Origin of the sequence: Pseudomonas halotolerans (assembly GCF_039581215.1) — a bacterium.
Taxonomy (GTDB): domain Bacteria; phylum Pseudomonadota; class Gammaproteobacteria; order Pseudomonadales; family Pseudomonadaceae; genus Aquipseudomonas; species Aquipseudomonas tehranensis.
On record NZ_JBCNTJ010000011.1, the window covers coordinates 95,470 to 118,364 of the forward strand.

Below are 22,895 nucleotides of genomic sequence, written 5' to 3' on the forward strand. Positions count from 1 at the left end.
AACGCCCGTGACAGGTCCCACCCAGCCGCCAGCGATGGCATGTACTGGTTCCGGGGTTTGTGGTTTAAATGTCCCGAGGCTTCATTGTCAAAATCGAAGAGCTGAAAAGCGAAATAGCTGAGCAGAGTGAGGCAAGCAATGACTGAACACGTTCAAGTCGGTGGCCTTAAGGTCGCCAAAGTCCTGTTCGACTTCGTGAATAACGAAGCCATCCCCGGAACCGGCCTCACCGCCGATGCGTTCTGGGCCGGTGCCGACAAAGTCATCCACGACCTGGCCCCGAAGAACAAAGCCCTACTCGCCAAACGCGACGATTTCCAGGCGCAGATCGATGCCTGGCACCAGGCCCGTGCCGGCCAGGCCCACGACGCCGTGGCTTACAAAGCCTTCCTGCAAGACATCGGTTATCTGCTGCCGGAAGCGGCGGATTTCCAGGCCACGACCCAAAATGTCGATGACGAAATCGCCCGCATGGCCGGCCCGCAGTTGGTCGTCCCGGTGATGAATGCCCGCTTCGCCCTCAATGCCTCGAACGCCCGCTGGGGTTCGTTGTACGACGCGCTGTACGGTACCGATGCCATCAGCGAAGCCGACGGCGCGGAAAAAGGCAAAGGCTACAACAAGGTTCGCGGCGACAAGGTCATCGCCTTCGCCCGCGTCTTCCTCGACGAAGCGGCCCCCCTGGCGGCCGGCTCCCATGTCGACTCCACCGCATATAAGATCGTCGATGGCAAACTGGTGGTTGCCCTCAAGGGCGGCAGCAACAGCGGCCTGCGTGACGACGCGCAACTGATCGGTTTCCAGGGCGATGCTTCGGCACCGACCACCCTCCTGTTGAAGCACAATGGCCTGCACTTCGAAATCCAGATCGACGCCAGCACCCCCGTCGGCCAGACCGATGCCGCCGGCGTCAAAGACATTCTGATGGAAGCCGCGCTGACCACCATCATGGACTGCGAAGACTCGGTCGCCGCCGTCGATGCCGATGACAAAGTGGTGATTTACCGTAACTGGCTCGGCCTGATGAAGGGCGACCTGGCGGAACAAGTCGCCAAGGGCGGCCAGACGTTTACCCGCACCATGAACCCCGACCGCGTCTACACCGCAGTCGACGGTTCGAGCGTGACGCTGCACGGCCGCTCTCTGCTATTCGTGCGCAACGTCGGCCACCTGATGACCATCGACGCCATCTTGGACCAGCACGGCAACGAAGTACCTGAAGGCATTCTCGACGGCCTGATCACCAGCCTGGCGGCGATCCACAGCCTTAACGGCAACACGTCGCGGCGCAACAGCCGCACCGGCTCGGTGTACATCGTCAAGCCAAAGATGCACGGGCCGGAAGAAGCGGCGTTCACCAACGAACTGTTCGGCCGCGTCGAGGACGTGCTGAACCTGCCGCGCAACACCCTCAAGGTCGGGATCATGGACGAGGAGCGCCGGACCACGGTCAACCTCAAGGCCTGTATCAAGGCCGCCAGTGAACGCGTGGTGTTCATCAACACCGGCTTCCTGGACCGCACCGGCGACGAAATCCACACCTCCATGGAAGCCGGCCCAATGGTGCGCAAGGCCGACATGAAGGCTGAGAAGTGGATCGCCGCGTACGAAAACTGGAACGTCGATATCGGCCTGAGCACCGGCCTGCAAGGTCGCGCGCAAATCGGCAAGGGCATGTGGGCGATGCCGGACCTGATGGCCGCGATGCTCGAACAGAAAATCGCTCATCCGCTGGCCGGCGCCAACACCGCGTGGGTTCCCTCGCCGACCGCCGCCGCCCTGCACGCGCTGCATTACCACAAGGTCGACGTGTTCGCTCGCCAGGCCGAACTGGCCAAGCGCGCTCGCGCTTCGGTGGACGACATCCTGACCATCCCGCTGGCCGTCAACCCGAACTGGACGCCGGAGCAGATCAAGAACGAACTGGACAACAATGCCCAGGGCATCCTCGGCTATGTGGTGCGCTGGATCGACCAGGGCGTCGGCTGCTCCAAGGTGCCGGACATCAACGACATCGGCCTGATGGAAGACCGTGCGACGCTGCGTATCTCCAGCCAGCACATCGCCAACTGGCTGCGCCACGGCATCGTGACCCAGGACCAGGTCATGGAAAGCCTCAAGCGCATGGCGCCGGTGGTGGATCGCCAGAACGCCAACGACCCGCTGTACCGGCCGCTGGCGCCAGACTTCGACCGCAACATCGCCTTCCAGGCGGCGGTCGAATTGGTGATCGAAGGCACGAAGCAACCTAACGGCTACACCGAGCCGGTGCTGCACCGTCGTCGTCGCGAGTTCAAGGCAGCCAACGGGTTGTGATTGAGCGACCGTGACAACGAAAAAAGCCCTGATCGAAAGATCAGGGCTTTTTATTTGCGCAACCTGTAGGAACTGCCGAAGGCTGCGATCCTTTCAAAGATCCACTCCCAACTCATGCTTGACCAGGCCCAGTAATTTTTCCGTATCAATAGGCTTGAGTAAAAAATCCACTACGCTCAGGTGCATCGCTTCAATGGCGTCCTTCACGTCCGCATCGCCGGAGACGAGGATAATCGGCAGCGCGGCCCGCTCCGACTCACGGACCAGGCGGACCAATTCAAGACCATCGACGTTGCCCATACGCAAGTCGGTGATCAATAGGCCAATCGACGGCTTGGTTTCCAGCAACTTGAGCGCCGTTTCACCGCTGGCGGCGGTCATGCAGTGAATACCGTCCAGCGCCAGAATTTCCGACAACAGCTCGCGGGCGTCCTTGTCGTCATCGACAATCAAGACTCGCTGCGGCGGCAGATCGGGTTCCAGCATGACGGCACTCAGCGCCTCGCGCTCGGCGTCACTCAAAATATCGTGGTCGGACATGATGCTCTCTACGTTCTTTAAATCGATCCCCTGGCACAGTGGTCAGACATCGTTCTGCGACACTTCAATGTGCACTTCGTCGGATTTTTTTCCAAGTACATTTACTGCAGACTTGATGAGACCAACCGTGGGATTTTTCTATCGTTCCCCGCCTTTTGCCGCGACCTAGACTTACGTCCAATGGGCACCCTACCTTCAGGGGTTGACCATGGGGACAGATCCGACCACAACAATTCAAAAAAAGACTGCGCCATGGTGATGAAAAAAACGGACGCCTTTACCCAGGCAGGGAAAACCGCAGTGTTGCAAAACATCCAAGGGACGCTGCAATTCCTGCAGCGTTTTCCCCCGTTCAACCAAATGGAAAACGCTCACCTGGCTTATCTGGTGGAGCAATGCCTGCTGCGTTTTTACGCACCGGGGGAAACCATCATCAAACCGGCCGACGGCACGGTGGAACACTTTTATATCGTCAAGCAGGGCCGGGTCGTGGGTGAGCGTCCGCATTCGGCAAAAGGTGGCACCGAGACCACCTTCGAAATCACCACCGGCGAATGCTTCCCCCTTGCCGCGCTGCTGGGCGAGCGGGCCACGCGCACCGAACACCGTGCCGGCGAGGACACCTTCTGCCTGCAGTTGAACAAGCAGGCATTCATCAAGCTGTTCGCCCTGTCGAGCCCGTTCCGTGATTTCGCGCTGCGTGGCGTCAGCAGCCTGCTCGACCAGTTCAATCAGCAAGTCCAGCAGAAATCCGCGCAAGCCCTTGGCACCCAATACTCCCTCAACACCCGGCTGGGCGAACTGGCGATGCGTCATCCAGTGAGTTGCCCCCCCGACATGCCGCTGCGCGAAGCCGTGAAACTGATGCACGAACAGCAGGTCGGAAGCATTGTGGTGGTGAACGAGCAAAAAGCGCCGGTAGGGATTTTTACCCTGCGCGACCTGCGGCATGTGGTCGCCGACGGTTCAGGGGACTTTTCCGAAGCCATCGCCGCGCACATGACCCCGACACCCTTTTATCTGTCGCCGGACCACAGCGCCTTCGACGCGGCCATCGCCATGACTGAGCGCCACATCGCCCACGTTTGTCTGGTCAAGGACCATCGCTTGTGTGGCGTGGTGTCCGAGCGCGATCTGTTTTCCCTGCAGCGGGTCGACCTGGTGCATCTGGCACGGACCATCAGCAGCGCCCCGAAAGTCGAGAGCCTGGTGGCCCTGCGCGGCGAGATCGGTCAATTGGTGGAGCGCATGCTGGCCCATGGTGCGTCGTCGACGCAGATCACCCAGATCATCACCCTGCTCAACGACCACACCGTGTGCCGGGTCATCGAACTGACCCTGGCCGACAAGGGCGACCCAGGCGTGCCGTTCAGTTGGTTGTGTTTCGGCAGTGAAGGGCGGCGCGAGCAGACCCTGCACACCGACCAGGACAACGGCATCCTGTTCGAAGCCCGAGACGCCGCCCATGCGGCGCAGATCCGCGGGCTGCTGCTGCCCATCGCCCAACAGATCAACCAGAGCCTGGCCCTCTGTGGTTTCACCTTGTGCAAGGGCAACATCATGGCCGGCAACCCGGAGCTGTGCCTGTCCCGCGCCGAATGGGCCCGACGCTTTGCCGCCTTCATTCGTGAAGCGACGCCGGAAAACCTATTGAGCTCGAGTATTTATTTCGACCTGCGGGTGGTCTGGGGCGATGAGCAAGGCTGTGAGCAGTTGCGCCAGCAAGTGCTCGAACAGGTGGCCGATAACCGTTTGTTCCAGCGCATGATGGCCGAGAACGCGCTGCGTCATCGTCCACCGGTGGGACGCTTCAGGGATTTCGTGCTCAGCCGCAAGAACGGCGAAAAAGCCACCCTGGACTTGAAAGTGCAAGGCCTGACGCCTTTTGTCGACGGCGCCCGCCTGCTGGCCCTGGCCAATGGCATCGAAGCCAACAATACCCTGGAGCGCTTGCGGCAACTGGTCATCAAGGACGTGATCCAACCGCTCGATGGCGCGGCCTATGAAGAGGCCTATCACTTCATCCAGCAAACCCGCATGCAACAACATCAGCTGCAAACCCGCGAAAACCTGCCCTACTCCAACCGGGTCGATCCCGACAGCCTTAATCATCTGGACCGGCGCATTCTGCGCGAATCCCTGCGCCAGGCCCAACGGCTGCAAAGCAGCCTGACGCTGAGGTACCAGTTGTGAGCATTTTTTCCTGGCTACGCCCGGTCCAACCGATGTTGCCTGACGACGTGCAACAGCGCCTGGAACGCCTACCAGCCCCCGCGCCCCTGGGTGAATGCAGCCTGAGGGAGCAACGCTGGGTAGTGCTGGATCTGGAAACCACGGGGTTGAACCTGAGCAAGGATCAGGTGCTGTCCATCGGTGCGGTGGTCATAGAAGACGGCGCCATCGACTTCAGCCAACAGTTCGAACGCACCTTGCAGTGCGACAAGCAAAAGCTGGGGCCAAGCGTATTGATCCATGGCCTGGCGCCGAGTGAAATTGCCGCCGGCAGCGACCCCGCCGAGGCGCTGCTGGCGTTCATGGAGTTCGTCGGCGACAGTCCACTGTTGGCGTTCCATGCGCCGTTCGACTCCCACATGCTGGGGCGGGCACTGAAGGATTACCTCGGTTACCGCTTGCAGCATACGTTTCTGGATGTCGCTGACCTGGCGCCCATGCTCTGCCCTCAAGCACACCTGCGCAAGGCCGGCCTGGACGACTGGATCGACTGGTGCAAACTGCAAGTCTTCGACCGCCATAACGCCAGCGCCGACGCCCTGGCCACCGCCGAATTGGCGCTCATTCTGTTCAGCCGCGCCCGTCAGCAACAGATCCATAGCCCACTGGATCTGCAACAGCGCGTAAGCCAATGGAAGCGACGGCAACGGGCGCCTTCGCTCTAAATCCTCTGCTCCGAGGGTGGGTTTACCTGTGGGAGCAAGGCTTGCCCGCGATGGCATCGCCTGGTTTGACAGCCAAACCGAGTCGCCTGCATCGCGGGCAAGCCTTGCTCCCACAGACTTGTTTGGGCCCACAGACCGGGTCCCGACCAGCGCCAATTGCTTTCCCTCCCCCGCCTCTGCGACAATCGCGAACAATTCTCGTTACTTAAAACGTCGGTGATGCTTCGTGTCGTCAGTCCCAAGCCCCCACAATGATCTGGTTGGTGCGTTGTACCGTGACCATCGCGGGTGGCTATTGGCATGGCTGCGCCGCAACGTGGCCTGCCCGCAGCGGGCCGAAGATCTGAGCCAGGACACCTTCGTGCGCCTGTTGGGCCGGACGGAACTGACAGCGCCCCGGGAGCCCAGGGCATTTTTGGTGGCGATCGCCAAGGGACTGCTGTTCGATTATTTCCGTCGGGCAGCGCTGGAGCAGGCCTACCTCACTGAGCTGATGCTGATTCCGGAAAACGAACAGCCGTCGTTGGAAGAGCAGCAACTGATCCTCGAAGACCTCAAGGCGATTGATCGGCTGCTTGGCAAATTATCGAGCAAGGCTCGCGCCGCCTTCCTTTATAACCGCCTCGACGGCCTCAGCCATGCAGAAATCGCCGAGCGCCTGGGGGTTTCCGTGCCCCGGGTGCGGCAGTACCTGGCCCAGGGCATGCGCCAATGCTACATCGCCCTTTATGGTGAGCCGACATGAGCACGCCTTCTTCCAAACCCGTCTCGAACGGAGTTCTGGATGCGGCCATTGCCTGGCAACTGTCCCTGGACTCAGGCGGCGGTAGCGCCCAAGAGCGTGAAGCGTTCGCCCAATGGCATGCCGCCGACGAAGAACATGCCCGGGCCTGGCGGCAACTGGGCATGCTCGACCAACGCTTCAGTGTCGCCAACGGCCCTGGGCGAGCGGCGTTGTTGCAATCCAGAGCCAACATTCGTCGCCGGGTGCGCAAGCTCGGCAGCAGCCTGGCCAGCATTGTTGCAGTGATCGGCCTGGCGTTGTTTGCCGGGGATCGTTACTTGCCGCTGGATTACTGGCTGGCCGACCAGCGCACCGCCACCGGCGAGCAACGCGTCCTGCGCCTGGCGGACGGCACGTTGATCAACCTCAACACCCACAGTGCGCTGGACGTGCGTTTCGATGACAAGCAGCGACGCATTGTCCTGCAAGCAGGCGAGATCCTGGTGGAAACCGGCCACAACGATCCGCGTCCGTTTATCGTTGAAACCCGCGAAGGCAACATGCGCGCCCTCGGCACCCGGTTTTTGGTCAAGCGAGAAGCAGAAGGCACGCGCTTGAGCGTGTTGAAGTCGGCGGTGGCGGCGCATCCACAGGCCACCGACGAAGAGCAGATCCTGCGTGAAGGCCAGCAGGTGTTGATGCGTCGCGACGGTCTCGGGCCGACGATGGCCCTCAGTCCAGGCGCCGATGCCTGGACCCGCGGCATGCTGGTGGTGGACAACGCCCGCCTCGAAGACCTGGTCCATGAGCTGGGGCGCTATCGTCGCGGCTACCTGGGCGTCGAGCCAAAGGTGGCAGACCTGCGCATCACTGGCAGCTTCCCGCTGCACGACACCGATCTGGCACTCAGCGCCCTGCTGCCGACCTTGCCGGTGCAGGTCGAGCATCACACGCGTTGGTGGGTGGTGGTGGGGCCGAGGGTCGCGCCGAAACCCTGAGCGATCTTTTATCAGGTAGGCCGCCTTCGCGAGCAAGCCCGCTCCCACATGGAAATGCGGACTCCTGTGGGAGCGGGCTTGCTCGCGAAGAGGCCTGTTGCCTCAGCACAAAAACCAGACTGGACGCCCCAATCCGCAAACCGAATCTAAATTATTTTCATCCAGCCCTATCACTTTTGAATTTTCATCCGGCACCAAGGCAATTGAGAAATATTTCCATTCAGGAGCCGCCGTATGTCCCGCCCGCTAGACACCCTGTTGCGCCCCAGTCTGTTGGCCGTCGCCATCGCTTTTGCTGCCCCGTTGGTCAGCGGCCCGTTGCTGGCCGCCGAACAAGCCTCGAGCGTGCGCACCTACAACCTGCCCGCCGCGCCATTGGCCAGCACCCTGAACCAGATCGCCAGTCAGGCCGGGCTCGCCCTGAGTCTGACCCCGTCCCTGGCCTCGGGCAAAACCTCGGCACCGGTCCAAGGCCAGTTCGATGCCATTGGCGCATTACGTGAGGCCTTGCGCGGCACGGGCCTTCAACTGCAACAAAGCAGCGCCGGCACCTACAGCCTGGTGGCCGTGCCCGAAGGTGTCATGGCGCTGCCGGAAACCAGCGTGATCGGTGCCGGCCTCAGCGAAACCGCATGGGGCCCCACTGAAGGCTACGTCGCCACCCGCACCGCTGCCGGCACCAAGACGGATACGCCGATAGTCGAACTGCCGCGCTCGGTTTCCGTGGTCACGCGCCAGCAGATGGAAGACCGCTCGGTCCTCAACCTCAATGACGCCCTGCGCTACACCGCGGGCGTGCAGAGCAGCGGCTACGGCTCGGACTCACGCAACGACTGGCTGCTGGTTCGCGGTTTTGTACCGACGCAGTTTCTCGATGGTCTGCCACTGCCCAAAGGCAACTACGTCACGCCAAAAATCGAGCCCTGGAACCTTGAGCGCATCGCCGTGCTGCGTGGTCCAGCGTCTTCGGTCTACGGCCAGACGCCGCCCGGCGGCATGCTGGACATGGTCAGCCGTCGCCCGCAAGCCGAAAGCAGCCACGAGGTCGAACTGCAAGCCGGCAGTAACGAACACAAGCAGATCAACTTCGACAGCACCGGCAAGGTCGATGACGAAGGCCAGTTCCTGTATCGGGTCAGCGGCACCGTGCGCGACAGCAACGCCCAGGTCGATCACATCCCGGACAAACGCTACAACATCGCCCCAAGCCTGACCTGGAACATCAACGACGACACCCGCCTGACATTCCTGTCTCAATACACCCGCGACGACACCGGCATCACCGGGCAATTCCTGCCGCTGCAAGGCACCAAGCTGTCGTCGCCGGCCGGCAAGATTTCCCACCACAAAAACCTGGGTGACCCGGACTGGGAATTCTACGACCGCACCTACTACGCCCTCGGTTATGCGTTTGAACATCGTTTGAACGACACCTGGCAGTTCCGCCAGAACCTGCGTTACACCAAGAGTGATCTGGCGTTTCAGGGCGTCACGGCCGGTGGCTCGTTCTGGCCGGATGGTCCTGACGAAGCCGTGAGCGCCGACGGCACCATCAAGCGCAGCGCCGGCATCGTTGACGAAGACGTCAGTCAATTCGCCGTGGACAACAACTTCCAGGCCGATTTCCAGACCGGTGCCCTGAGCCATACGCTGTTGCTGGGCCTGGATCACCAGCGCTCCAACAGCAATGCCCGCTGGCAGTGGGGGTCCACCGGCGTGCCGACCAGCAACATCAATAACCCAACCTATGGGCAGGACTTTTCCAATGTCCAGTGGTTCGACATGTATGACTACAACCAGAAAACCCAGCAAACCGGCGTCTACGTCCAGGACCAGATCGCCCTGGACAACTGGCGCCTGACCCTTGGTGGTCGTGAGGACTGGATCCACACCGGCACGGTGTTCCACAACCAGGCCGACGCAACCAACACCCAGCGCGACAAGAAATTCAGCGGCAACGCGGCGCTGAGCTACGTCTTCGATAATGGCGTGACGCCGTACATTTCCTTCGCCCAATCCTTCCAGGCGGCGGCCGGCACCAACGTCAACAGCACCGACGCCTTCAAACCGACCGAAGGTGAACAGTACGAGGCTGGCATCAAGTACCAACCGCCCGGCACCAAGACCTTGTTGACCGCTGCGGTGTTCGACCTGACCCAGAAAAACAACTCCGTTACCGAAAACAGCGTCACCCGCCAGGTAGGCGAAGTGCGAGTGCGCGGCCTTGAGCTGGAAGCCTCGGGCGATGTGACCGACAACCTGAAACTGATCGGTTCCTATACCTACAACGACAGCGAAATCACCAAAGGCACTGCGGCTGAAAAAGGCAAGCGCATGGCCCAGGTTCCGCGCAACCAGGCTACCGCCTGGGCCGACTACACCTGGCACAACGGCCCGCTGGACGGCTTCGGTGTCGGTGCGGGTGTGCGTTATGTCGGCGACACCTACGGCAACACCACCAACACCGACTGGGGACATGTCGGTTCCTATACCGTGTACGACGCCTCGGCCCATTACGACTTGGGTCGCCTGAACAACTCGCTCAAAGGGGTCTCGGTGGCGGTGGATGCAAAAAACGTCTTCAACAAGGACTACCTGTCCACCTGCGACGGTTTCTACTGCTACTACGGCGATCAACGCAGCGTCGTCGCCAGCGTGAATTACAAATGGTAAACGGTTAGCATTTGCGCAAACCTTTTTAAGGGCCACCTGTTGGCCCTTTTTGCCCCCGGATCAATCATGAAAAGCAAAACCATCCGCCGCTGGTCCTTCGTCCACACCTGGACCAGCCTGATCTGCACGGTGTTTCTGCTGATGCTGGCGATCACCGGGCTGCCGTTGATTTTTCATCACGAAATCGAGCACCTGCTGGGCGATGCCCCCGAGCTTCGGGAAATGCCAGCCGACACGCCGCAGTTGGACCTCCAGCAACTCGTGGAAAAAGCCAAAGCCCATCGCCCCGGTGAGGTGGTCCAGTATTTTGGCTGGGACGAGGATGATCCCAACGGTGTCATCACCATCATGGCGCCGACGCCGGGCACCGAACCCAATTCCTCCCACACGTTCATGCTCGATGCCCGCACCGGCGAGGCCCTGGAAATGCCCTCGGCCAACGGCGGCTTCATGATGGTGATGCTGCGCCTGCATGTGGACATGTTCGCCGGCTTGCCTGGCAAGTTGCTGTTGGCGTTCATGGGCCTGTTGTTCGTGATCGCCATTGTCTCCGGTGTGGTGTTGTACCTGCCGTTCATGCGCCGCCTCAAATTCGCCACGGTGCGCCAGGACAAATCCACGCGCCTGCGCTGGCTCGATTTGCACAACCTGATTGGCGTGGTCACGCTGGTCTGGGCGCTCACGGTGGGCGTAACCGGGGTCATCGCTGCCTGCGCCGACCTGATCATCGCTGCCTGGCGCAATGACAGCCTCAGCGCCATGGTCGAGCCCTATCGCGACGTCCCACCGCTGAAGCAATTGGCCCCGGCGACCCGCTTGCTGGACATCGCCAAAGAGGTTGCGCCGGGCATGGAACCCAGCTTCATCGCCTTCCCCGGCACGCTGTTTTCCAGCGAACACCACTACAGCGTGTTCATGAAGGGTGACACCCACCTGACCTCCCATCTGCTGACACCCGTATTGATCGATGCCAGCACCCTGGACGTCACCGCCGTGGCTGAACGGCCGTGGTACATGGATGTGATGAGCCTGTCCTTGCCGCTGCACTTCGGCGACTACGGCGGCCGGCCGATGCAGATCTTCTGGGCGACCCTGGACGTGCTGACCATCATCGTCCTCGGCAGCGGCGTCTACCTGTGGGTCGTGCGGCGCAAAGCGGCCAAGCGCGCAGCGGTCGCAGCGCAGGTGGTCGCGTGAGGCCCCGGCAGTCGAGTTTCTGGAAGGTGTTTGGTATTCCCCTGCTGATTGGCGTGCTTAGCGCAGCAGGTTTGTTTTCAGCATTGCTGGGCGACGGGGCCTGGGATGCCGTGAGCTGGGTGGGACTGGGAATACCGACGGTGCTGGGGGCCTGGGGCCTGATCAAACGCAGATAAATTCAGCCCGACGCGGCCCCAATGTGGGAGCGAGCCTGCTCGCGATGGCGGTGAACCAGTCACATTTATATCGACTGACACTGCGCTATCGCGAGCAGGCTCGCTCCCACACTGGCATCCAATCGGCCTCGCCGGCCGCCTTGGAACTGTCTAGGCTAAGCTCTTGCCCGCCAATCGAGGATACCTGCATGTCGGCCCCCAGCATGACGTTGTTCCACAACCCCGCTTCGCCTTTCGTGCGCAAGGTCCTGGTGCTGTTGCACGAAACCGGCCAGCAGGACCGCGTGGCCTTGCAGCTCAGCCAGCTTACGCCGGTCAAACCGGATCCGGCGCTCATGGATGACAACCCCCTGAGCAAGATCCCGGCCCTGCGCCTGGCCAACGGAACGGTGATCCATGATAGCCGCGTCATCCTCGATTACCTCGACCACCAGCACGTCGGCAATCCGCTGATCCCCCGGGACGGCGCAGCCCGGTGGCGCCGCCTGACCCTGGCGTCCCTGGCTGACGGAATCATGGATGCGGCGGTAATGATTCGCTACGAAACCGCCCTGCGACCTTCAGAAAAACACTGGGCCCAGTGGCTCGATGCGCAACGGGACAAGATCCGCCGCGCCCTGGGCATGCTCGAAGCCGAGGCAATCGCCGAACTGGCCTGCCATTTCGACATTGCGTCCATCAGTGTGGCCTGCGCCCTGGGTTACCTGGACCTGCGCCATCCCGATCTGGAATGGCGCGAGGCCAATCCGCAATTGGCAGCGTGGTTTGCCGAAGTAAGCTTGCGGCCTTCGATGGTCGAGACAGTGCCCAGGGTCTAACTTTGCGGTGACTGTACCGACGTCATCGCGGGCAAGCCTTGCTCCCACAGCCTGAGCGCGGTTCCTGTGGGAGCAAGGCTTGCCCGCGATGGCAGCGCACCGAATCCAAGGGAAACAACTGCGCTATGCGCATCACCAACACTTCCCGCCATTGCCGATCTTCGCGCAACCCCAGCGACCGGCTCATTTCACCTCTCCCAGATCGAACGTCATCGCCGCCATCGGCTTCGCTCCGACCCGGTACCAGTCCAGCTTACGGGTCAAGACCATGAACACACCGAGCAGACCGAACAGCAACAACGACCCCATTAGCAGCGCATAATCCTCAGCGCTCAACAACCCATAGAGCAAACCGTACAAACCCGCCAACCCCGCCGAAAACCCCAGGCCATGGCTCACGCTGCGCAACACATGGCAGACATAGAACCCGATCAGCAGCACACAGGCGCTGGCTGACACCAGATACGCCAGGGCAAAACCGATGTGTTCCGACAGGGACAGCAGCAACAGGTAAAAGAACGCCAGCGCCACACCCACCAAGGCGTACTGGACCGGATGCACCGCCAGGCTCTTGAGCACTTCGAAGAGAAAGAACCCGGCAAACGTCAGCGCGATGAACAGCAGTGCATATTTAATCGCCCGGTCGCTCTTGAGGTATTGGTCCACCGGGTCGATGAAACTCACACCAAAGGCACGGCTGCGAAACGCTTCACAGCCATCGCTTGGCTCGCAGGCTTGCAGGGTTTCCAGCAGGTTGGTAGAGAAAAACGACGTCTGCCAGTCGGCACTGAAGCCCTGCTCATTGATGTCGCGCTGGGTAGGCAGGTAGTTGCCGATGAAGCTGGGGTGCGGCCAGTCGGCCGACAGGTGCACTTGGGTGGATTTACCTACCGGCAGAATCTGTAACTGACCGGTGCCTTGCAGCCGCAGGTCGAAACCGAAGGTCAGCTCAGTGCTGCCCTGGGCCGTGACCATTGGCAACGGCACATGCACACCCTGCCCCAGCCAGCCGATCCGCGAGCCGGGCAGGAAATCGACGGTCTGCTGGTTGAGTGTCAGGGTCAGGGCATTCTCGATGCCGCGGATGTCGCTGATGCCCACGCTCAGGTACGGCTCGTCAAAGCGGTAGTCGGCCAAATCCTTGGTGGCCACGCCGAAACGCTCAGGCACCTTGAAGTGGCCGTCGATCCGGTTGTCGGCATGAAACAACCGCGCCTCGTAGATCCCGCGCGCACGGGTTTCTGTGCGGATCTGGCCGTCGATGTCCAATTGCTCCGGCAGAAAATACAACTCACCGCTTTGCTCGACGGTTTCCAGGAAACGCACGCCGGTCTTCTCGTTGGTGTTCCAGACTCGCACATCCTTGCGAAACGGCACCACGATCATCGGCCCGATGAGTTGCTGGCTGTGACTGGAACTGCGGGCGATATCCTGCAGCACATCGTCGCGCAGCTCCTGACGCTCGTCGATGAGGCCGTTGATCATCAACAACGGGATCATCAGCAGGAGGATCAATAGGGCGATCATGCCCAGTTTTATGGCGAGGCTGCGGTTCATGTGGGGCTCTCCCTGTTCGAATGAAGGAGAGTCTGGGGTGGCTGTGTGCCGGGGTTATGGAGAGATTATGGAGATTGTGTGGAGACTGAACGGGCCCCTTCGCGAGCAAGCCCGCTCCCACAAGGACTGCGCTGAACCTGTGGGAGCGGGCTTGCTCGCGAAGGCCGCGCCTCGGTTTCAGGGCAACCGCAGAACCACCTCAACCCCACCCTCGACATTGCCAATACTGAATTGCCCGGCATGCAACTGCACCACTTCCTCCACAAAGTTGAGGCCCAGACCCGTGCTCTTGCGGCCACTGTCCGGGCGCGGCAGGGAGTAGAAGCGTTCACTCAGGCGCGGCAGGGCGTAGTCGGGAATCGGTTCGGCCTGATTGAACAGCCGGATCTCGACGCGGTTGCCGACACGCTCGGCACTCATGCGCAACAACCCGTTGACGGGCGTGAAGTCCAGGGCGTTTTCCAGCAAATTGCCCAGGGCCTGACGCAACAGAAACGGCTCCCCGGTCAATGTCAGGTCCACGGCAATGTGCCGCTCGATCCGCAACTGCCGGCTTTCGATCCAGCCGCTGCGGGCTTCCAGCAGGTCGTCCATCAATGCCGCCAGCGGTACGGCAATCTCTTCTTCCAGTCCCTGGCGCTGCTCGACCTGGGCCAGGTTGAGCAAACGCTCGATCAACTGCTGCATACGCACGCTTTCGTTGTCGATGTTGCTGACGAAACGCTGGCGCTGGGCCGTCGGCATGTCACTCTGGAGCAGCTCGGCCGCGCCACGAATCGCCGCCAGCGGGCTCTTGAGCTCGTGAGTCAGGGTGTGCACGTAGCGCTCGACGTAGGCCTTGCCTTCCAGTTGGGTACGCATGTGCTCAACCGCACCGGCCAATTGTTCGAACTCGCCGCCGCGATAATGCGGCACCTCCACCCGTTGGCCCTGGCTGACGGCCTCGGCATAAACGGTCAAACGCCGCAGCGCCGCGCTCAACCACCACGACAGCACGGCGCCCAACAGCAGACCGAGGCCGATCAGCCCCACACCATAAGCCAGCAGACGCCGCTCGGTGCGGTCGACATAGGGTTGCAGCGAACTGTTGGGCTTGGCCACGGTGACCACGCCGATAATCCGGCCGTTGTCGCGAATCGGCGCGCCCACGTGCATCACCGAAGACGTCGGATCATCGGCAACGCTGCGGGTCGAGCGCGCGCCGTACTGTCCGCGCAGGGTCAGGTAGACGTCGTTCCAGCGCGAATAGTCCTGGCCCACCGCCACACCGCTGGAGTCGAGCACCACGATGCCCTTGGCGTCCGTGACGTAGATGCGATGGTTGACCTGATTCTTTGGCAAACCCCAGATCGATGCCGCCGGCTGGCGCTCACCGTAAGCCTTGAGCAGTTGCGGCCAGCGGTTCTGGTTGAGGGTGCCGGCCTTGAAATCGTCCCGCAGGATCTCGGCCATCAGGTTGGCGGTGTCCACCAGGGTTTCTTCGGTGGACTGGCGCACGCCGGGGCGTATTTCTTCCATCACCGTGTTGAGGACGAAATACCCGGTCAAACCGATGAACAGCACATACACCAGGAAAATCCGGATGCCCAGCGACATCAGCTATGCCCCGGGCTGTAGCTGTAACCGAGGCCACGGTGAGTCTGGATCGGCTCAGCCTCGGCCCTGACCAGACGCAACTTGGCGCGCACGCTCTTGATGTGGCTGTCGATGCTGCGCTCGTAACCGGCATCACTGGCCACACCCAGGGCGTCGAGCAGTTGTTCGCGGCTGAACACACGCTCGGGTTGCTCCAGCAGACAGTTCAACAGGCGAAATTCGTGGCGGGTGAGGTTCAGGGGTTTGCCGCGATAGTTGATCTGCACCCGGTCGGTGTCGACATGAAATAGCCCGGCACCCAAATCGGTGGGCGGTCGCGGCGCGACCCGCTTGAGGATCGCGCGGACCCTTGCCGCCACTTCCCGAGGGCTGAACGGTTTGACCACATAATCGTCGGCCCCGATCTCCAGCCCCACCACCCGGTCGATCTCAGCATCCCGGGCTGTAAGAAAAATGACCGGAACGTCGCTGAAACGTCTGAGATTTTTGCACGTCTCGAACCCACTGATATCCGGCAGGCCCACGTCGAGGATGATCAGGTCTGCCGGGGTGTTTTTCTGATACTCAAGCGCCGCGGCGCCGAGGCTCAGCCAGGTGGTGCCGAAACCCTCCCCGTGCAGGGCAAACACCAGCGTATCGGCAATGGCCGCTTCGTCTTCGACAATCAGAATGTGAGGCATGGCGTCCGCGCCCGACAGTAAAGTTGCCGGAACGGTGCCCCAACCCCGGGGGCACGTCAATCAGGGAAATCAGCAGTCGGGCTTGTCCGCGGTGTAGCGTCGGGCCGGGTTCACCGCCGCGTCGAACTCACGCAGGGCCTTGGCGCCGATCAGCAGCGGGTAGTTGAAGCTGCTGCGGTCCGTCAGGTTGACCTCAACGGTACGCTTGACATCACCCAGGCACATTTCAAGCTCCACCACCGGACGTTTGCTGGGTGCAGCCGATTCGTCGTCTTCGTCCTCCTCGGAACGAGTCTTGATCTTGCTGATGCGGGCGACTTTATGCTCAAAGAGCTTGTTGCTCGCGCCTTTGGTCGCCAGGCGGAATCGCACCCAGTCCTCGCCGTCGCGGGTAAAGGTTTCGATGTCCTTGGCCGACAGCGAGGCCGTCAGGGCGCCGGTATCCATCTTGGCCTTGAGCACTTCACCACCGATTTCCGGCAGCGCGATGTATTCGTAGCGCCCGTACAGGGTCGGCTCGGCGGCCAGCACTGGCAGGGCCACCAGGGAAAGCAGGGCAAGAAGGGATTTCACGTAATGGACTTCCTTTATAAGGGTGGGCAGCGGGATTTTAGACCGTGGGCTGTGAATTCGTTCGGTTGGCGTCAAGAACATCTCTGCCGGGGAAAAGGGGTCTGTGGGAGCAAAGCTTGCTCGCGATACAGCCACCCCGGTTCCAGAGAAATGGCGTTACCTTCATCGCGAGCAAGCTTTGCTCCCACAGATCACTTCGCTCGCCACAAGCTGCTCGTTTCACCTCGATTTGGCCTGCCGCCCGAAGCTGCTTATCATGGCCCGCCCACCTGTTTGCAAGAGTCATCTATGCGCCGCCTGCTCACCGGCTGTTTTGTCACCCTGCTGCTGTTGCTCAACACCCTGGTGCTGTTCGGGCCGTTGATGGTGTTCGCGTTGCTCAAACTGGTCCTGCCCGGGCGTCTTCGCGACTACGCCTCGTGGGCAGTGATGTGGATCGCCGAAACCTGGGCCGAAATCGATAAATTGATCTTTGCCCTGTGCATCCCCACCCGCTGGGAAATACGTGGCGGTGGCGACTTGCGCCGCGACACGTCCTATCTGGTCATCAGCAATCACCAGTCCTGGGTCGACATCCCCGCGCTGATCCAGGCCCTCAACCGGCGTACGCCATTCTTCAAGTTTTTCCTCAAGAAAGAGCTGATCTGGGTACCGTTCCTGGGCCTGGCCTGGTGGGCGCTGGATTACCCGTTCATGAAACGCTACACCAAGGCCTTCCTGGCAAAAAACCCGGAACTGGCCGGCAAGGACCTGGAAATCACCCGTCAGGCCTGCGAGCTGTTCAAGCGCCAACCGGTCACCGTGGTGAACTACCTCGAAGGCACACGCTTCACCGCCGCCAAGAGCCAGCAGCAACAGTCTCCCTTCATTCACCTGCTCAAACCCAAGGCCGGTGGCGTGGCATTCGTGCTGGCGGCGCTGGGCGAGCAACTGGACGCGGTGCTGGACGTGACGGTGGTGTACCCCCAGGCGCGGACGCCGGGATTCTGGGATCTGATCAGCGGTGCGGTGCCGAAAGTCATTATCGACATCCAGACCCGCGAGCTGGACCCGGCGCTGTGGCAAGGTGATTACGAAAACGATCCGGTGTTTCGCCAGCACGTCCAGAACTGGGTGAACCAGCTCTGGATCGAAAAAGATCAGCGCATCGCGGCCTTGCGCAGCGAGCGCGACTGATCAGATACCGGCACCGGCACCCCAGATGCCACTCAGGTTCTGCAGCAGCGAGCCGGCGACGCCCTGTTGACCGAGGTACTCAAGGATCACCGGGGCAAACTGGCCGATCATGCCGCTGTCCATGCCCAGCGCGCTGAAGGCGTTGTTCAGGTCGCGGGTGTCCTTGACGTTACCCAGCAGGCCATCGAGCAAGGCGTTTTTGTCCGACCCGCCACCGAGCAAGCCGCCCAGGCCGCCCAAGCCGTTCAGCCCGCCGATGGCGTTGTTGCCCGCGATCTGATCCAGGCCCGGCACACTTCTGCTCAACTCGGAAAACTGCGGCTCGCTGAGCCGGTTCTTCGCCAGTCCCAACATCGCACCGGCGCCGCCGATGGCCTGCTCTGGCGTGATCTTAAGCTCCGAGCCCAAGGTATTGAGCAACCCGGCGGCTTGCGGCGCAGCTGCCACCGCGCCCTCCTGCTGATCGCCCTGCATCGCCGCCACCGCATTGGCCGCATCACTGAGGCTGAACTGCGCGAAGGCCGGACTGGCTGCCAGCGCAAGCAGGCAAGACAGTGCAAAACCGCGTGAAACCTTCATCCCGGACATCCTCTTGAGCCATGAAAAAACCGCCCGCAGAGGGGCGGCGCAAAATCGTGCGTTTGACTGGGGCAGGCGAGGATTGTTCCCCCACACAGGCCATATACCCGGCACGCCTTTCATTGCTCCAGTGCCCGTCAACTCATGCGACACCGCCTACATAAACCAAACAGTGGAAGCGTTATCGCCAAGCGTCAATAGCCCCTCCTTTTGTTATTCAAAATTGGCATGAATAACTGTCAGTACTGACAGTAGCCCGTCCGGAAAAAGCCGCAAACCATAGAAACAAACCAAGGCTTGGGGCCCGGCACATGCAAAACACACTGGGGAAAGTGGCGGGATTACTGATGCTGTTTGTCGGCCATGTCCAAGCCGATGAAATAACCTGCCCCGCCGTCACTGATATCCACAAAAAGATTGAATCCGTGGAAGATGTCTACTCGGTCGAAGTACGCGATGATCGCCAATGGCAGAGCCAAAGCCTGGTGGACGTGGTCGATCCGGCGCTGCTGCAATTTAACGGTGCCGAATACGCTATAGATGAACCCGACGACGATGAGCAGACGCCCACGCGGGCGACCATCACCTGCAGATACGGCGAAATCAATCTGACGCTGGAGTATCTCCAGGTCGTGGAGCCAGGATTTTCGCCATGGGAAGACAATCGTTGCGAGAGCCCGGACACCGAGGACTGCAAGTTGATAACCGCCGATTACTTCAACCTGAACTTTTGACGGTTAAACCTGATTCATCTGAATATGTCGAAGGAGCCGTTATTTCCTATCGGCATTGGTCACTGTCAACTCTGACAGTAGGCATCGCTGCGTGCCGCCTCTACGCTGCACCCGTGTCAACGAAAACGAGGCAAAGGGCACACGGCAGTCCCTGGTCTTTGTTCACCCGGGCAGGCAGGATAATAAAAATGAACGACAGGATCACAGGAACCGTCAAGTGGTTCGACGATGCAAAAGGCTATGGATTTATTACTTGTCGCACAGGAGGTGATGAACTGTTCGTTCATTATTCGGCGATCGCGGGCGAGGGTTATAAAACCCTGAAAGAAAGGCAACTTGTTTCCTTTGAAGTAGAGAGAGGCCCCAACGGCATGCAGGCCACGAGAGTGATGACGCAATAGCAAGGCACCGACTCCTCTCCAGGCAATGACCTCATCTGAATTGAAAAGCGAAACGTAAAAAAAGGGCGACATCACGTCGCCCTCTTCACTTTTGCGAGGCGCTTTACGCCGCACTGAACAACTTATGCGGATCAATCACAAACTTCTTCGGTACGCCCGCGTCGAACTCGCCATAACCCTTCGGTGCATCATCCAGGCTGATCACCTGTACGCCGACGATTTCTGCGATGTTGATGCGATCCCACATGATCGCTTGCATCAATTGGCGGTTGTACTTCATCACCGGGGTCTGGCCGGTGTGGAAGCTGTGGGATTTGGCCCAGCCGAGGCCGAAGCGGATGCTCAGGCTGCCCATTTTTGCCGCGGCATCAACTGCGCCCGGGTCTTCGGTAACGTAGAGGCCGGGGATGCCGATCTTGCCGGCCACGCGAACCACACCCATCAGCGAGTTGAGCACGGTGGCCGGAGCTTCGTGCTTGACGCCTTCATGGCCGTGACCACGGGCTTCGAAGCCCACAGCGTCAACGGCGCAGTCGACTTCCGGCTCGCCCAGCAGCGCGGCGATCTGTTCGTGCAGCGGAGTGTCCTTGGACAGGTCGGCGATTTCAAAACCCTGGGCCTTGGCGTGGGCCAGGCGGATCGGGTTGACGTCACCGATAATGACCACAGCGGCACCCAGCAGGCGGGCGGAAGCGGCAGCCGCCAGGCCAACCGGACCGGCACCGGCGATGTACACGGAGCTGCCAGGACCAACGCCGGCGGTAACGGCGCCGTGGTAGCCGGTGGGCAGGATGTCGGACAGGCAAGTCAGGTCGCGGATTTTCTCCATGGCCTTGTCGCGGTCCGGCAGCTTCAGCAGGTTGAAGTCGGCGTACGGCACCAGCACGTATTCGGCCTGGCCACCGGTCCAGTCGCCCATGTCAACGTAACCGTAGGCACCGCCGGCACGGGCCGGGTTGACGGTCAGGCAGACGCCGGTGTGTTGCTCTTTGCAGGAACGGCAGCGCCCGCAAGCCACGTTGAACGGAACAGACACCAGGTCGCCGATCTTCAGGTTTTCGACGTCGTTGCCCTTTTCGATCACTTCACCGGTGATTTCGTGGCCCAGGACCAGACCGGTCTGAGCGGTGGTGCGGCCGCGCACCATGTGCTGGTCGGAGCCGCAGATGTTGGTGGATACCACGCGCAGGATGACGCCGTGCTCGATCTTCCTGCCGCGCGGGTCCTGCATTTTTGGATAGTCGATTTTCTGTACTTCGACCTTGCCGTTGCCGAGATACACGACACCACGATTGCCAGACATGCTTTCACCTCGCTGTTGTTTTTGTGGAACTGCGTTGCCCAGGCAGGCAGCGCGTTGATTGCTCGGGTAGTGCTTGTGTCTTGTTTCTTTGTTGTCTGTAAGGGCCTCTTCGCGAGCAAGCCCGCTCCCACATGGGTTTTCTGGTGTAACCAGGACCTGTATGCCGGCACACATCCTGTGGGAGCGGGCTTGCTCGCGAATGGGCTGCGAAGCGGCCCCGAAATCTAAAGAACGACAGTGCGATTGGCGTTCAAAAATACCCTTCTCTCGATGTGATACCCCACCGCCCGAGCCAGGGTCAGCCCTTCGATATCCCGACCCTTGGCGATCAGGTCTTCGGGGTAGTGGCTGTGGTCCACCACTTCCACACCCTGGGCGATGATCGGGCCTTCGTCCAGGTCGTTGTTGATGTAATGCGCCGTGGCGCCGACCAGTTTCACGCCTTTGTTGTAGGCCTGGTGATACGGCTTGGCGCCCTTGAAACCCGGCAGCAGGGAGTGATGGATGTTGATCGCCTTGCCGTCGAGTTTGCGGCACAGCTCCGGCGAGAGCACTTGCATGTAGCGGGCGAGAATCACCAGCTCGGCGCCGGTGTCTTCGATCACCTGCCACACCTGCCGCTCCTGGGAGGGCTTGTCGTTCGGGTCCAGGGGGAAATGGTAGTAGGGAATCTGGTGCCAGTCGGCCAGCGGCTTGAGGTCCGGGTGGTTGGACACCACGGCCACCACGTCCATGGACAACTGGCCGATGCGCTGACGGTAGAGCAAGTCGTTGAGGCAGTGATCGGCCTTGGAGACCATGATCACCACTTTGGGCCGGTAGTTGGGTGGCGTCAGTTCGAAGACCATGCCAAAGGCCTCGGCACGCTCGGCCAGGCCACTGCGGAAGTTTTGCTCGTCGAAGCCATCCGGCTGGCGAAATTCCACGCGAATGAAAAAACGTCCCGAGAGCCGGTCATCGAAGGAGTGGTGCTCGGTGACGTAGCAGCCCTGCTCGAACAGAAAGCGGGTCACCGCGTCCACCGTGCCGAGCACGCTGGGGCAGTCGGCAGTCAAGATCCATGTGTCTGGGGCGCGGCTCATTGCGGTGACTCCTGTTTGTTATGGATAAGCCCCGCCGAACACAGAACTCTGTGGCGAGGGGATTTATCCCCGCTGGGCTGCGAAGCAGCCCCAAAAAGCTTGATGCGATCGGCCTGATACACCAAGGTGGCTGGTTGAGGGCTGCTGCGCAGCCCAGCGGGGATAAATCCCCTCGCCACAAAAGTGTCCGGCTTTGGACTGCGATATTCAGGCCTGCACGCTCAATCCATACTCAGCCGCCGCATCCTGCAACCACAGCCACCAGTAATCGGAGAAGCTGCGGCGGATCAGCAGTTCCCAGGTGTCTTCACCGGTATGGCGGATCACCAATTGCGACTTGGCGAACACCGTGCCCACCGCCTTGCCCACCGGGAAGTTATTGGGGTGTACATCGTAGCTGGTGGATTTCATCAGCACGTCACGCACGTTCGGGCCGGACAGCTCGAGGATCTGCTGCCCGCCGCTGACGTTGACGATCTGGATGTGCAGGTCGCCCAGGGCTTCGCGCAGGTTTTTCTCGGCGGCAAATTCTTCGCCACTGGGCACCACCAACAGCCACTCGTCCGGGCCGAGCCATTGCAGGCTGGTTTCACCCTTGACGATGACGGTCAGCGCGCCCGGCAGCTCCAGGCCCAGAGCCTTGTGCACGCCAGCGGCGAACGCAGGATCATGACCATCGCCACGGAGGGTCAGGTGGCCCAGGAGTTTTTTCTCGCGCACGGTCACGCCGGCGTTCTTGCGACCCTTGCCCACCAGACTGGCGAGGTCGGCATGGTGCAGCGACGACTCGGCCTTGGCCCCGGTGGTTGGGCGTTGTTGGTACACGTTGACTGCGGTCATGTGGAGCACCTGTCTTGAATTCTGATTCAGGCCCT

General features: G+C 61.0%; 21 protein-coding genes. 12 read left to right on the forward strand and 9 right to left on the reverse strand.

Features of this window, described 5'->3' with window-relative positions; all coding sequences use genetic code 11:
• The first annotated feature begins 138 nt into the window (after nucleotides 1-138).
• Nucleotides 139-2,316, forward strand: coding sequence for a malate synthase G (locus tag AAIS01_RS16255; protein ID WP_343469759.1), 2,178 nt, complete (start codon nucleotides 139-141; stop codon nucleotides 2,314-2,316).
• Nucleotides 2,317-2,409: 93 nt separating this feature from the next.
• On the opposite strand, the gene AAIS01_RS16260 is transcribed toward AAIS01_RS16255, so the two are convergent.
• The gene (locus tag AAIS01_RS16260; protein WP_343469760.1) at nucleotides 2,410-2,856 is read right to left on the reverse strand and encodes a response regulator; all 447 of its coding nucleotides are present in this window, start codon (nucleotides 2,854-2,856) and stop codon (nucleotides 2,410-2,412) included.
• A 252-nt stretch (nucleotides 2,857-3,108) separates the two neighbouring features.
• Between AAIS01_RS16260 and AAIS01_RS16265 the strand changes: the two genes are divergently transcribed.
• The 8 genes from AAIS01_RS16265 to AAIS01_RS16300 all read left to right on the forward strand — a co-directional run bounded on the left by AAIS01_RS16265 (nucleotide 3,109) and on the right by AAIS01_RS16300 (nucleotide 12,339).
• Nucleotides 3,109-5,049: a putative nucleotidyltransferase substrate binding domain-containing protein gene (locus AAIS01_RS16265; protein WP_343469761.1), complete on the forward strand. Its 1,941-nt coding sequence runs from the start codon at nucleotides 3,109-3,111 to the stop codon at nucleotides 5,047-5,049.
• Nucleotides 5,046-5,753 carry a 3'-5' exonuclease gene (locus AAIS01_RS16270; protein ID WP_343469762.1) on the forward strand — a complete coding sequence of 236 codons (708 nt, stop codon included), beginning with the start codon at nucleotides 5,046-5,048 and terminating at the stop codon, nucleotides 5,751-5,753. Before AAIS01_RS16265 ends, AAIS01_RS16270 begins: the two co-directional genes overlap by 4 nt.
• A gap of 226 nt (nucleotides 5,754-5,979) precedes the next feature.
• The gene (locus AAIS01_RS16275) at nucleotides 5,980-6,498 is read left to right on the forward strand and encodes an RNA polymerase sigma factor (protein WP_343469763.1); all 519 of its coding nucleotides are present in this window, start codon (nucleotides 5,980-5,982) and stop codon (nucleotides 6,496-6,498) included.
• Complete coding sequence (locus tag AAIS01_RS16280) at nucleotides 6,495-7,475, forward strand: FecR domain-containing protein (protein WP_343469764.1); 981 nt, start codon at nucleotides 6,495-6,497, stop codon at nucleotides 7,473-7,475. Before AAIS01_RS16275 ends, AAIS01_RS16280 begins: the two co-directional genes overlap by 4 nt.
• A gap of 234 nt (nucleotides 7,476-7,709) precedes the next feature.
• Nucleotides 7,710-10,148: a TonB-dependent siderophore receptor gene (locus AAIS01_RS16285; protein ID WP_343469765.1), complete on the forward strand. Its 2,439-nt coding sequence runs from the start codon at nucleotides 7,710-7,712 to the stop codon at nucleotides 10,146-10,148.
• Between the two features lie 66 nt (nucleotides 10,149-10,214).
• Complete coding sequence (locus AAIS01_RS16290; protein WP_343469766.1) at nucleotides 10,215-11,345, forward strand: PepSY-associated TM helix domain-containing protein; 1,131 nt, start codon at nucleotides 10,215-10,217, stop codon at nucleotides 11,343-11,345.
• Nucleotides 11,342-11,521, forward strand: a complete 180-nt coding sequence (locus tag AAIS01_RS16295; RefSeq protein ID WP_343469767.1) for a hypothetical protein — start codon at nucleotides 11,342-11,344, stop codon at nucleotides 11,519-11,521. Before AAIS01_RS16290 ends, AAIS01_RS16295 begins: the two co-directional genes overlap by 4 nt.
• Nucleotides 11,522-11,709: 188 nt before the next feature.
• Nucleotides 11,710-12,339, forward strand: a complete 630-nt coding sequence (locus tag AAIS01_RS16300; protein WP_343469768.1) for a glutathione S-transferase — start codon at nucleotides 11,710-11,712, stop codon at nucleotides 12,337-12,339.
• A gap of 183 nt (nucleotides 12,340-12,522) precedes the next feature.
• Here AAIS01_RS16300 and creD read toward each other — a convergent pair whose 3' ends face one another.
• From creD to rloA2, 4 genes are all read right to left on the reverse strand, one after another.
• Nucleotides 12,523-13,896, reverse strand: coding sequence for a cell envelope integrity protein CreD (gene creD / locus AAIS01_RS16305; RefSeq protein WP_343469769.1), 1,374 nt, complete (start codon nucleotides 13,894-13,896; stop codon nucleotides 12,523-12,525).
• 177 nt (nucleotides 13,897-14,073) lie between these two features.
• Entirely contained in the window at nucleotides 14,074-15,492 is a 1,419-nt protein-coding gene (gene creC, locus AAIS01_RS16310; RefSeq protein WP_343469770.1) for a two-component system sensor histidine kinase CreC, read from the reverse strand.
• Entirely contained in the window at nucleotides 15,492-16,172 is a 681-nt protein-coding gene (gene creB, locus AAIS01_RS16315; protein ID WP_343469771.1) for a two-component system response regulator CreB, read from the reverse strand. Before creB ends, creC begins: the two co-directional genes overlap by 1 nt.
• Nucleotides 16,173-16,241: 69 nt before the next feature.
• The gene (gene rloA2, locus AAIS01_RS16320; protein WP_092455697.1) at nucleotides 16,242-16,745 is read right to left on the reverse strand and encodes a retropepsin-like aspartic peptidase RloA2; all 504 of its coding nucleotides are present in this window, start codon (nucleotides 16,743-16,745) and stop codon (nucleotides 16,242-16,244) included.
• A gap of 288 nt (nucleotides 16,746-17,033) precedes the next feature.
• On the opposite strand from rloA2, the gene yihG reads away from it, so the two are divergent.
• A complete protein-coding gene (gene yihG / locus AAIS01_RS16325; protein ID WP_343469772.1) occupies nucleotides 17,034-17,921 on the forward strand; it encodes a 1-acylglycerol-3-phosphate O-acyltransferase, YihG family in 888 nt (295 codons plus the stop codon).
• Here yihG and AAIS01_RS16330 read toward each other — a convergent pair whose 3' ends face one another.
• The gene (locus tag AAIS01_RS16330; protein ID WP_343469773.1) at nucleotides 17,922-18,500 is read right to left on the reverse strand and encodes a DUF2780 domain-containing protein; all 579 of its coding nucleotides are present in this window, start codon (nucleotides 18,498-18,500) and stop codon (nucleotides 17,922-17,924) included.
• Between the two features lie 311 nt (nucleotides 18,501-18,811).
• Between AAIS01_RS16330 and AAIS01_RS16335 the strand changes: the two genes are divergently transcribed.
• Nucleotides 18,812-19,234 carry a DUF3757 domain-containing protein gene (locus AAIS01_RS16335; protein WP_343469774.1) on the forward strand — a complete coding sequence of 141 codons (423 nt, stop codon included), beginning with the start codon at nucleotides 18,812-18,814 and terminating at the stop codon, nucleotides 19,232-19,234.
• A 188-nt stretch (nucleotides 19,235-19,422) separates the two neighbouring features.
• Nucleotides 19,423-19,635, forward strand: a complete 213-nt coding sequence (locus AAIS01_RS16340) for a cold-shock protein (protein ID WP_343469775.1) — start codon at nucleotides 19,423-19,425, stop codon at nucleotides 19,633-19,635.
• Nucleotides 19,636-19,738: 103 nt separating this feature from the next.
• Here AAIS01_RS16340 and fdhA read toward each other — a convergent pair whose 3' ends face one another.
• The 3 genes from fdhA to AAIS01_RS16355 all read right to left on the reverse strand — a co-directional run bounded on the left by fdhA (nucleotide 19,739) and on the right by AAIS01_RS16355 (nucleotide 22,860).
• Entirely contained in the window at nucleotides 19,739-20,938 is a 1,200-nt protein-coding gene (gene fdhA / locus AAIS01_RS16345; RefSeq protein WP_343469776.1) for a formaldehyde dehydrogenase, glutathione-independent, read from the reverse strand.
• Between the two features lie 224 nt (nucleotides 20,939-21,162).
• On the reverse strand, nucleotides 21,163-22,020 hold the full coding sequence (gene purU, locus AAIS01_RS16350) for a formyltetrahydrofolate deformylase (protein WP_014340578.1): 858 nt from the start codon (nucleotides 22,018-22,020) through the stop codon (nucleotides 21,163-21,165).
• A 207-nt stretch (nucleotides 22,021-22,227) separates the two neighbouring features.
• Nucleotides 22,228-22,860 carry a sarcosine oxidase subunit gamma gene (locus AAIS01_RS16355; RefSeq protein WP_186656863.1) on the reverse strand — a complete coding sequence of 211 codons (633 nt, stop codon included), beginning with the start codon at nucleotides 22,858-22,860 and terminating at the stop codon, nucleotides 22,228-22,230.
• Between the last annotated feature and the right edge of the window lie 35 nt (nucleotides 22,861-22,895).

Excerpts from the sequence above, each read along its gene's own strand:
- AAIS01_RS16255 (WP_343469759.1), top strand. The coding sequence starts at position 139 with ATGACTGAACACGTTCAAGTCGGTGGCCTTAAGGTCGCCAAAGTCCTG.
- AAIS01_RS16260 (WP_343469760.1), bottom strand. The coding sequence starts at position 2,856 with ATGTCCGACCACGATATTTTGAGTGACGCCGAGCGCGAGGCGCTGAGT.
- AAIS01_RS16265 (WP_343469761.1), top strand. The coding sequence starts at position 3,109 with ATGGTGATGAAAAAAACGGACGCCTTTACCCAGGCAGGGAAAACCGCA.
- AAIS01_RS16280 (WP_343469764.1), top strand. The coding sequence starts at position 6,495 with ATGAGCACGCCTTCTTCCAAACCCGTCTCGAACGGAGTTCTGGATGCG.
- AAIS01_RS16285 (WP_343469765.1), top strand. The coding sequence starts at position 7,710 with ATGTCCCGCCCGCTAGACACCCTGTTGCGCCCCAGTCTGTTGGCCGTC.
- AAIS01_RS16290 (WP_343469766.1), top strand. The coding sequence starts at position 10,215 with ATGAAAAGCAAAACCATCCGCCGCTGGTCCTTCGTCCACACCTGGACC.
- AAIS01_RS16300 (WP_343469768.1), top strand. The coding sequence starts at position 11,710 with ATGTCGGCCCCCAGCATGACGTTGTTCCACAACCCCGCTTCGCCTTTC.
- creD (WP_343469769.1), bottom strand. The coding sequence starts at position 13,896 with ATGAACCGCAGCCTCGCCATAAAACTGGGCATGATCGCCCTATTGATC.
- creC (WP_343469770.1), bottom strand. The coding sequence starts at position 15,492 with ATGTCGCTGGGCATCCGGATTTTCCTGGTGTATGTGCTGTTCATCGGT.
- creB (WP_343469771.1), bottom strand. The coding sequence starts at position 16,172 with ATGCCTCACATTCTGATTGTCGAAGACGAAGCGGCCATTGCCGATACG.
- yihG (WP_343469772.1), top strand. The coding sequence starts at position 17,034 with ATGCGCCGCCTGCTCACCGGCTGTTTTGTCACCCTGCTGCTGTTGCTC.
- AAIS01_RS16330 (WP_343469773.1), bottom strand. The coding sequence starts at position 18,500 with ATGAAGGTTTCACGCGGTTTTGCACTGTCTTGCCTGCTTGCGCTGGCA.
- AAIS01_RS16335 (WP_343469774.1), top strand. The coding sequence starts at position 18,812 with ATGCAAAACACACTGGGGAAAGTGGCGGGATTACTGATGCTGTTTGTC.
- AAIS01_RS16340 (WP_343469775.1), top strand. The coding sequence starts at position 19,423 with ATGAACGACAGGATCACAGGAACCGTCAAGTGGTTCGACGATGCAAAA.
- fdhA (WP_343469776.1), bottom strand. The coding sequence starts at position 20,938 with ATGTCTGGCAATCGTGGTGTCGTGTATCTCGGCAACGGCAAGGTCGAA.
- purU (WP_014340578.1), bottom strand. The coding sequence starts at position 22,020 with ATGAGCCGCGCCCCAGACACATGGATCTTGACTGCCGACTGCCCCAGC.
- AAIS01_RS16355 (WP_186656863.1), bottom strand. The coding sequence starts at position 22,860 with ATGACCGCAGTCAACGTGTACCAACAACGCCCAACCACCGGGGCCAAG.